Source organism: Vibrio sp. HI00D65 (assembly GCF_001635455.1).
GTDB lineage: Bacteria > Pseudomonadota > Gammaproteobacteria > Enterobacterales > Vibrionaceae > Vibrio.
The window spans coordinates 1-260 of the sequence record NZ_LWEH01000517.1; the positions used below are offsets into that span (position 1 = coordinate 1).

Consider the following 260-nt stretch of genomic DNA (forward strand, 5'->3'; position numbering starts at 1 on the left):
GGGTTGAACGTTGCAATCATTGAAAAAGAGAGCAGCGTTGGTGGTGGTTGTACCCACTGGGGAACCATTCCTTCAAAAGCTCTGCGTCATGCTGTAAGCCGTATTATCGAGTTCAATAACAACCCTCTGTTCTGTCAGAACAACAAAAGCATTCACTCGACGTTTTCCAATATTCTGGGGCATGCGAAATCCGTTATCGATAAACAGACACGGCTGCGCCAAGGCTTCTACGATCGTAACCAATGTACACTAGTATTTGG

General features: G+C 45.8%; 1 pseudogene. It reads left to right on the forward strand.

The annotated features are described in order from the left end of the window. Window positions 1–260: pseudogene (locus tag A3712_RS23200) on the forward strand (Si-specific NAD(P)(+) transhydrogenase); the annotation flags it as partial.